Source organism: Microcystis sp. (assembly GCF_048564745.1).
GTDB lineage: Bacteria > Cyanobacteriota > Cyanobacteriia > Cyanobacteriales > Microcystaceae > Microcystis > Microcystis ichthyoblabe_A.
In genome coordinates, this window is record NZ_JBLZRT010000070.1 from 1 (window position 1) to 4,345 (window position 4,345).

At 40.1% G+C, this 4,345-nt stretch carries 3 protein-coding genes; 1 reads left to right on the forward strand and 2 read right to left on the reverse strand.

All coding sequences use genetic code 11. The features are described 5' to 3' along the window. Together ACOCD9_RS09350 and ACOCD9_RS09355 are read right to left on the reverse strand one after the other, a co-directional pair. Nucleotides 1-277, reverse strand: a 277-nt coding sequence (locus tag ACOCD9_RS09350) for a transposase family protein (RefSeq protein WP_419547206.1), incomplete at its 3' end; no start/stop codon positions are given. A gap of 695 nt (nucleotides 278-972) precedes the next feature. Next, a complete protein-coding gene (locus tag ACOCD9_RS09355; RefSeq protein ID WP_287704528.1) occupies nucleotides 973-3,693 on the reverse strand; it encodes a valine--tRNA ligase in 2,721 nt (906 codons plus the stop codon). A 216-nt stretch (nucleotides 3,694-3,909) separates the two neighbouring features. Here ACOCD9_RS09355 and ACOCD9_RS09360 point away from each other — a divergent pair. Next, a partial coding sequence (locus ACOCD9_RS09360; RefSeq protein WP_287704526.1) for a Uma2 family endonuclease occupies nucleotides 3,910-4,345 on the forward strand: 436 nt, incomplete at its 3' end.

Genomic DNA, 4,345 nt, shown 5'->3' on the forward strand with positions numbered 1-4,345 from the left:
TTTTCTTCGGCAAATAATTTAGTTCTTCTGTGAATTTTTTCCCACATTTCTCGCATCTCATCTGACGACGATTGATTCTCAGATATAATGCCTGTTCTCCAAAGGGTAAATCTCGGATTGTTAATTCATTGTTTTGATGAAGTTTTTCCGTTTTACTTCCACAATAAATGCACTGGGTTTCTCTTGAAATATTTTCTAAATGTAAAACAATTCCTATATCGGTAATAATTTGATAATTGGTAACGACAACTCCTTCTAGGTGAAGTAGCTCGGTCATTAACTTTAATTGTGGATTTGATGGCATAAGTATAGCTTGTGTCTAAAATTGCTGATCTTGGCTGTCTATATTTTAACCAATAAATTGCTGTATTGCAAGCATAGTGAGCTTTTAAAGATAAATTATTGTTTTTATTGGTCAGCTATAGTTGTCTGTTTTTTCTTTGATTTTACACGACAAGTTCGGAAAAGCCTAAACTATTTACTTTTCCTAATCTCCACAATTACGATGATTTTTCATGTCTCATTTGAAAACGCTATAGCTGTTCTGACACTATTATAGAAATACTAGGGGCAAAAGTTTAGTATAAATACTCAATTGCAACAAAAAGAAATAAACAATATTTTGATTGTTTATTTAGAAATGTAACAGAAAAAAATAAGGTTTTGGTCGTAGATGCAGCGAGTCAAGGTTAGCTTTTTCCTTGTTGTTATTGAGAAGGAATTTGAAATTACTAACTTAATTCACTTAGTGGTGCAAAAAACTTCTGAAAGACTTGCTGGACAAGGAGTACAAGTTAGATAGGGGGTTAGGAGGAGCAAGTTTATGAGATGCTTAAGTTCCCCAAAGTCATCGCTATGTTAGCCCCTCTCCTTTAACTTCAACTACTTGAGCAACTAAGTCAATGAATTAAGGGATAATCTTGATCGCATTAGCTTTGCTCTAGCCTACTGGACTTATTTAGTACAAAACCCCTATCGCAGACGTTTTAAGCGTTCTTCGAGAATTTGGGCTTGTTTTTCTGCCTCCGCTAAAGCTTGCTTCGTTTTTTGGATTAAAGCTTCTGGAGCTTTTTCGACAAAGCTAGGTTTATTCAGGCGATCGCTTAAACTCTTGATTTCCCCTTCTACCTTAGCTAAATTTTTCGCTAATTTCCCAGCCAATACCGATATATCAACCAATCCGGACAGGGGGATGAGGATTTCTACCGTAGCGACAACGCCGGCGATCGCTTGATTGACTTCCTCGGTTATTTTGTCCGTCAAAATTAAGTTTTCGATCTTGGCCAAGTCTTTTAAGTACACTTGTCCGCGTTGCAAAATAGCTAATTCTTGGCTGTTTTCTGTCTGTAAAATTGCCGTGATCGTTGCCCCCGGTTTAATCCCCGCTTCGGCCCGCAAATTACGCAACACCCGAATACTTTCTATTAATAACTCAAAAGTATTTTCTAAATCTAGATCGATCAGGGAACTATCAGCTATTGGATAGGTTTCTAAAGCTAAAACCTGCTGATTTTCTTGGGTTAAATGATGCCAAATTTCTTCGGTAATATGGGGCATAAAAGGATGTAATAGTTTTAATGTCCCTGCCAAAATAAAAGCCAAAGTTTGCCGGGCTGTGGCACAGGAAACCGATTCTTTATCCTTCCATAAACGAGTTTTCACTAACTCGATATACCAATCACAGAAATCGCCCCAGATAAATTCGTATAGACCTTTAGCCGCTTCTCCCATGCCATAATTTTCTAGATAATCTCTAGTTTTTTGCACTGTTTGATGATAACGAGATAAAATCCAGCGATCAGCTAATTCTAAATTTTCTAAAACTGGTTCTCCCAATTCTTCTGGGGTTTTTCCCTCCAGATTCATCATGACAAAACGGGAAGCATTCCAAATTTTATTGGCAAAATTTCGGGCTGCTTCTACGGATTCCGATTCATCGGTTTTACGGTTATATTGCAGACTGATATCCTGTCCTGCTCCTGCCACTTCTCGGATTAAGGTATATCGTAAAGCATCGGTTCCATATTTATCAATTAAAATTAGGGGATCGATGCCGTTATTGGCAGATTTAGACATCTTTTTGCCGTTTTCATCCCTAACTAAACCGTGAATATAGACATCTTTAAAAGGCATTTGCCCCGTAAAATAACCCGCCATCATCGTCATTCTTGCCACCCAGAAAAAGATAATATCAAAACCGGTGACGAGGGTTGTGGTGGGATAATAGGTGTCTAGATCAAGGGTTTTTTCTGGCCATCCCATAGTCGAAAATGGCCACAATCCCGAGGAAAACCAAGTATCTAAAACATCGGGGTCTTGTTGAAGAATTATATCCTCTCCATACTCCTGTTTAGCCTTGGCTAAAGCGGAGGTTTCATCTGGGGCAACGACGAAGGGAGTATGGTTAGTAATTTCGTTGTTAGTTTCACTGATAATATACCAAGCGGGAATTTGATGACCCCACCACAGTTGTCGAGAAATACACCAATCTTTTAGTTTAACTAACCAATCACGATAAACTTTTGTCCATCTTTCTGGCACAAAACGGGGCGAGTTTTCCTGATCTAAACAGGCTAAAGCTTTTGTGGCTAAAGGTTCAATTTTAACGAACCATTGGGTAGATAAAAGGGGTTCCACGGGAACTTTACCTCGATCGCTATAGGGGACGCTATGGCGATAGGCTTCAATCTTGACTAAAAAGCCATCTTCATCGAGTTTTTTAACCACATTTTTGCGGGCAACAAAACGATCTTGACCTGCGAATATTCCGGCATTTTCGTTTAAACTGCCGTCTAAATTCATGATATTAATAAAGGCTAAATTATGGCGTTTACCCATCTCAAAATCCTTGGGATCGTGGGCCGGCGTAACTTTGACGCAACCGGTACCGAATTCGGGATCCACCAATTCATCGGCAATAATCAGGATTTCTCGCCCCATTATCGGTAAAGTGACGGTTTTGCCGATTAAATGGCGATAACGGGGGTCTTGCGGGTTGACAGCTACACCAGTATCACCGAGCATGGTTTCGGGCCTTGTGGTGGCTACTTGAAGATAACCGCTACCATCGCTGAGAGGATAGCGAAAATACCAGAGATTTCCCTCAATATCCTTGTTTTCCACCTCTAAATCGGAAACCGCCGACCGGGATTCCGGACACCAGTTAACTAAGTATTGACCGCGATAGATTAATCCGTCCTCATAGAGTTTGATAAAAGCAGTACGGACAGCATGGGAAAGTCCCTCATCCATGGTGAAACGTTCCCGCGTCCAATCGACGGATACCCCCAAGCGTCGCAGTTGATTAACAATGGTACTACCGGACTCCTCTTTCCATTGCCAAGCGCGTTCGAGGAATTTTTCCCTTCCTAGTTGGTAACGGTCGGTTTTTTCGGCTTTTAATTGGCGATCGAGTATGGCTTGTACTGCAATACTAGCGTGATCTGTGCCGGGCAGCCAGAGGGTATTTTTGCCGGTCATGCGCTTGTAGCGAACAAGTGTATCAATTAAGGCACTCTCGAAGGCGTGACCCATGTGGAGACTACCGGTAACATTGGGAGGGGGGATGACTATGCAGTAGGTTTCGCCGCCTTTTTCGGGGTTTGCTGTAAATATTTCTTGATTTTCCCAATATTGCTGCCATTTCGTTTCTGTGATCTTGGGATCGTATTGCTTCGATAGTTCCGAGGTCATGATGGAGGGATTCTACAATTCTTAGTTCTTTGTCAATTGTCCCACATTTGGGAGAGATCAAATTCCTGTTTAGTTGCCGGCTAAAAAATTTTAAGAGTCCTATTAAAATAGCTGTTATCTTTTCCTCGGCTAAACCTAGCTAATTTATGGTAACTTTTTTGTATCTCACCAGTACAATAATTGCTATAATCAATTGGGGGACTCAATCAATAAATTATGACCATAGCAACAGATAAAAATATCTATAGCTTTGCCGAATATTTACAACTAGAGGAAACGGCGGCCTATAAAAATGAGTATCAAGACGGGGAAATCGTACCGATGACAGGAGGCACTACTGATCATAATAAAATTGCTCTCAATTTTGCCGCTTATTTAAAATTTGCCCTCAAAGGACAGAAATATAATATTTTTATCGGTGACGTTAAATTATGGATAGCACAATATCGTCAAGCAACCTATCCCGATGTGATGCTAATTGAGGGAGAACCGATTTATTATGAAACTGGCCAGACAACTATTACCAATCCCAAATTAATAGTAGAAGTCCTCTCAAAATCAACTCAAAATTATGACCAGGGCGATAAATTTCTCTATTATCGTTCGCTGCCGGAATTTCAAGAATATATTCTGATTAGTCAAAGTCGTCCCT

Bases quoted from the DNA above. Each gene is read 5' to 3' on its own strand.
- ACOCD9_RS09355 (WP_287704528.1), bottom strand. From the start codon at position 3,693: ATGACCTCGGAACTATCGAAGCAATACGATCCCAAGATCACAGAAACG.